Annotated in this window: 3 protein-coding genes and 1 pseudogene; all 4 read right to left on the reverse strand. The window is 65.0% G+C overall.

Annotated elements, in window-relative coordinates; genetic code table 11:
- Nucleotides 1-1,512: DNA repair protein RecN (gene recN, locus WA702_RS21705; protein ID WP_425112605.1), on the reverse strand; the 1,512-nt coding region annotated here is incomplete at its 3' end.
- A 277-nt stretch (nt 1,513-1,789) separates the two neighbouring features.
- A complete protein-coding gene (locus tag WA702_RS21710; protein ID WP_425112606.1) occupies nt 1,790-2,680 on the reverse strand; it encodes an outer membrane protein assembly factor BamD in 891 nt (296 codons plus the stop codon).
- Nucleotides 2,681-3,036: 356 nt separating this feature from the next.
- Nucleotides 3,037-3,996 (reverse strand): UDP-3-O-acyl-N-acetylglucosamine deacetylase, encoded by a 960-nt coding sequence (lpxC, locus tag WA702_RS21715; protein ID WP_425112607.1) that lies wholly within the window; start codon nt 3,994-3,996, stop codon nt 3,037-3,039.
- Between the two features lie 346 nt (nt 3,997-4,342).
- A pseudogene (locus tag WA702_RS21720) lies at nt 4,343-5,077 on the reverse strand (cell division protein FtsZ); the annotation flags it as partial.

The raw sequence follows: 5,077 nt of genomic DNA on the forward strand, positions 1-5,077 counted from the left end.
GATCAGGAGATGCTGGTCGGCGCGGGCCGCGACCTGCGGGGCATGGGTCACCGCCATCACCTGAACCTGGCCGGCCAGCCGCGCCAGCCGGGCGCCGATCGCGTCCGCCACGGCACCGCCCACGCCAGTGTCGATCTCGTCGAACACCAGGGTCGGCGCCGAACCGCGATCGGACAGCACGACTTTCAGCGCCAACAGGAAGCGCGACAGCTCGCCGCCCGAGGCCACCTTCATCATCGGCCCGGGCCTGGTGCCCGGATTGGTCTGCACCCAGAATTCGACATGGTCGATGCCCTGCGGACCCGGCGCCTCTGCATTGGCTTCGACCTCGGTCATGAACTTGGCGCGCTCGAGCTTGAGCGGCGCAAGCTCGGCATTGACCGCCCGGTTGAGCTTCTCGGAGGCCTTGGTCCGCGCCGCCGACAGCTTTTCGGCCGCGGCAGCGTAGCGCCCATCCGCCTGGGCAGCGGCAGCTTCCAGTTTCTTCAACTGCTCGGCACCGGCGTCGATCAGCACGACATCGGCGGCATATCTGGCCGCAAGTGCGGCAAGGCCATCGACCGGCGTCGAATATTTGCGAGAGGCAGCCCGCAAAGCAAAGAGCCGCTCCTCGATCCGTTCCAGCTCCAATGGATCGAAATCGGTAGCGCGGAGCGCTTCCGTCAAATGCTGGTCGGCCTCCTCCAGCGCATTGATCGCGGCATCGATTGCCTTCACGGCCGGCTCGACCAGGGCCGGCGAGTTGACGGCGCGCCGCTCCAGCCGCCGCACGGCGGCCGACAGACTTGCGATCGGCGACTGGTTGCCACCGACGGCGTCCTGGGCGTCGCGCAGATCGCCGGCGATCTTCTCGCCCTGCATCATCGCGGTGCGCCGCGCGGCAAGCTGCGTCTCCTCGCCCTCCCGGGGCTTCAGCGCTTTCAGCTCATCGGAGGCATGGCGCAGATAATCCGCCTCGCGCGCGGCGCGCTCCATGCCGGCACGATGCTCCTCCAGCGCCGTGGCGGCGGTCCGTCGCGCCGCCCACAGCGCCTCGACCACCGCAACGTCCTTCTCCAGGCCGGCAAAGGCGTCCAGTAGGCGTCGGTGAGTGGCGGCATCGACCAGCGCGCGTTCGTCATGCTGGCCGTGGATCTCGACCAGCGCGGCACCGACCGCCTTCAGGGTCTGGACGCTGACCGACTGGTCGTTGATGAAGGCGCGGGTGCGGCCGTCGCCAAACTGGACGCGGCGCAAGATCATCTCGCCATCGTCATCGAGGCCATTGTCGGCCAGGATCTTTGCTGCCGGGTGGTTCTTGGTCACCTCGAATACGGCCGTGACCTGGCCCTGCTCGGCGCCATGACGGACCAGACTGGCATCGCCCCGGCCGCCCAGCGCCAGCGCGAAAGCGTCCAGCAGGATCGACTTGCCGGCGCCGGTCTCACCGGTCAGCACCGCAAGCCCGTTGGAAAACTCCAGATCGAGACGCTCGATCAGAACAATGTCACGGATCGACAGACGCGCCAGCATGACAGAATGAGTCCCCGTTGAGGGCAATTGCCCTGGACCGATGGACTCAAGCTTATCAGGAAAATGAGAACAAAACAAGAATTCAGAACAAAGCCGGAATAACCGAAAGGTCGTCGTCCCAGGTCGACGGCCCGACAGGTGCTCGAGATCGGTCAAGCCATTCTGCCCGCCGATGCTCGATGGGCGGCGGCGGTCTTGCTTCCAACGGAGGGCGCAAATGTGGTGGGCGCGCTTCGCTTTGCCCACGAGACCGTACGCAGGTCTCGGGCCGGAGCGCCTAGCCCAGCCCGAGCTTCTTGAAGGCCTTGGAGATGTAGGAGCCCGAGTTCTCGGACGGCTCGACGCCGCCGGACTTCACGAGATTGTAGGCGTCCTTGTACCATTTGCTGTCCGGGAAGTTGTGCCCGAGCACGGCGGCCGCGGTCTGCGCCTCGCCGACGATCCCGATCGCCATATAGGCCTCGGTAAGGCGCGCCAGCGCCTCCTCGACGTGACGCGTGGTCTGGTACTGCGTGACCACGGTCTTGAAGCGGTTGATCGCCGCAGTGTAGTCCTTCTTCTGCAAGTAATAGCGGCCGACATCCATTTCCTTGCCGGCGAGTTGGTCGCGCGCGCCTTCCAGTTTGGCCTTGGCGCTGGTGGCGTATTCGGAGGTCGGATATTTCCGGATCACCTCTTCCAGCGCTGCGATCGCTTTCTGAGTGCGGCCCTGGTCGCGGCTGATGTCCGGAATCTGATCGTAATGCGAGGCCGCGATCAGGTACTGCGCGTAGGCGGCGTCCGGGCTGCCCGGATGCAGCGTGATGTAGCGGGTCGCGGAGCCGATGCAGCCGTCATAGTCGGCGGCCTGATAGGACGCATAGGCCGACATCAAGAGCGATTTGCGCGCCCAGTCGGAGTAAGGATGCTCGCGGTCGACTTCCTCGAACTTCTTGTTGGCTTCCTTGATGTCCTTCTTCTCGTTCATCAGGTACAAGCCCTCGTTGTAGAGCTTGTCCGGCGGCTGATCGACGAAGGTGTCGTCCTTGGCCATGAACTTGTCCCACAGCGCGCCGGTGCCGCAGCCGCTCAAGGGCAGCGCAAGGACGATCAGGGATGCAGCAAGCCGCACGCGGCTCATGCCCGTCGAGGGATTGCGAAGATCGCGCGAAAGACGCTGTGTCGACATGAGCCCGTTTTGAACCTGACGCCTGAGATCCGAAATATGCCACGCACCGTCGGCTTTCAGCCGTGAACGCGAAGGATAGGCATTGCCCGTGAGGCCTGCCATGCGGCCACGGCGTGTCTAATCGAAAAACCTTCGTTAACCAACCGCATAGGCAGGCATTCCGCCCGGATTAAGGCGGCCTCCGGCGTGCGGTGGACAATCATGGTTACCGCGTCGAATCGACAAACGAAAGCCCGCCCGAGCCCGGACGTGGTTCAATGTCGCAGCGGCAAGCCGTGGTCGGCCCAAGCAAGCATATCCGGAAACAAAAATCGCAGCGCAAAGCCTGCGACCGATCGCGATCAAGGAACCCAGGTTCAGGACACGTCCGGACCGAAGGCCGGCGCAATCATGCCGCCGACCATGCCACCGACCAATTCGGTCGCCACGCGCGGACGGCGCACCGTCTCGCCTTCGACCACCCGCCACGTCGTCCGGTCCGCGAGCAGCGCGGTCAGCACGGCATGATTCAGCTTGTGGCCACCGCGCACCGAGCGATAGGTACCGAGCAGCGGCAGGCCGGCCAGCGCCAGGTCGCCGAGTGCGTCCAGCACCTTGTGACGCGCGCATTCGTCGGCATAGCGCAGGCCTTCGGGATTCAGCAGGCGTTCCTCGTCGAACACAAGGGAGTTCTCGAGGGAGGAGCCGAGTGCGAAGCCGGCGCTCCAGAGCCGCGCCACGTCGCTCATGAACCCGAAGGTGCGAGCGCGGGCGATCTCGCGGCGGAAGCGCTCAGGGCTGAGATCGAAATCGTAGACTTGGCGACCGATTACCGGGCTCTTGAAGTCGATCTCGATCTCGACACGGAACCCGTTGGCGTTCGGACGCAGCTCGCCGAGCGAGGCGCCCATCGCGACCTGCACCGGCTTCAGCACCTGGATGAAGCGGCGCGGCGCCGACTGCGACATGACACCGGCTTGCTCGATCGCCGCGACGAACGGAGCAGCGCTGCCGTCCATGATCGGAACCTCGGGGCCGTCGATCTCGATCGTGGCGTTATCGACACCCATGCCGCGCAGCGCGGCGAGCACATGCTCGGCAGTCGAAACCAGCGCCCCGTCGCGGTCGCCCAGCACCGTCGCTAACTCGGTCGCAATCACGGATCCCGCGATCGCCTTGACCTTGCGGTCACGGCCCTCAAGCCCAGTGCGGACAAAAACATAACCTGCATCGAGAGATGCCGGCCCGATGGTGAGGTTGACTGCTGTGCCAGAATGAACGCCGACACCCGTTACGGTGGCTTGCGAACGAAGCGTTGTTTGCCGGCTGAACTTCATCGATATTCGCCCAAGACCCCACTTCGACACCGTCTCCGGCCCGCCCCAGCGCGCCGACTCAATCGAAGTATCCCCAAGTCACCGCAGAACCTTAATCACGACCCCAAAGAGCGCCAACTCACGCTTCTTTACCGATTGTTACCCCAGCTCTGCCGTATTCAAGCCGTCGCTTAACCAAAATGGAACGCGGGCGTTTACCTCCAGGTTGCATATTAGGCGATGAAAAGAATAATTAATCATTTAAAATCAGTGATTTGGCTGCTCACACCACTGACATGAAGTGTAACAAAAAGGCCCGGTTCGTGAGAACCGGGCCTCTTCGACGCAGCCTGGGCTGTAACAATTGTCAGGTTGCCTGCCTCCGTAGGAAGGCCGGGATATCCAAATGATCATCGCCATGTGGCACCGGCGCCACAGGTGCGGGGCGGCCATGGAGGTCCAGACCCTGCGGCGCAGGGCGGCGCGCATACTCCGAGACGGGCTGCTCGTGAGTCGACATCTGTTGGGCAACGCTGCGCTGCGGCTTTCGTTCCGGCAGCGGCGGCATCGCGGGACCGGCCATGCGCGTTGCAACCGGCGGCTCGGCGTCTTCCTCGCGGCGGCCGAGGCCGACATTGGCCAGCCGCTGCAGCAGCGACATGCGCGTCCTCTGCGGATGCTCGTCGGATTCGGCATCACCCCGCGCCTGGCGAAGCTCGGCCTGAGCCGGCATCGGCAGGTCCTCGAACTTGGGCATCCGCGGCGTGCGCACCGGAACCCGCTCAGCGGCCTGGGGAATGAAGGTCTCCGGCGGCGCCGCCGGCTCCGTCGGCATCGAACGCACAGCTTCCGGCTCGGGGAACAGCGAGGGCTTCTGCGCGATCGGGCGGACGGTCACATCGCCGTAGGAGGCCGGCTGCACCGGAGCCGCCGCGGGCACAGTGTCCGACGCCATGGCAGCGGCGACGGCGGCGAGCGTGTCGCGATCGAGAGCCGGGGCCGGACGCGAGGCCGGCGCAACCGAACCGGCCGGGGCGACCGCAGCTTGCACGGCAGCCTGGGATTCGAGCTTGGCGGCCCGCTCGGCCAGACGCTGGTTATC

This window comes from Bradyrhizobium sp. (assembly GCF_049798375.1).
In the GTDB taxonomy this organism is placed as follows: domain Bacteria; phylum Pseudomonadota; class Alphaproteobacteria; order Rhizobiales; family Xanthobacteraceae; genus Bradyrhizobium.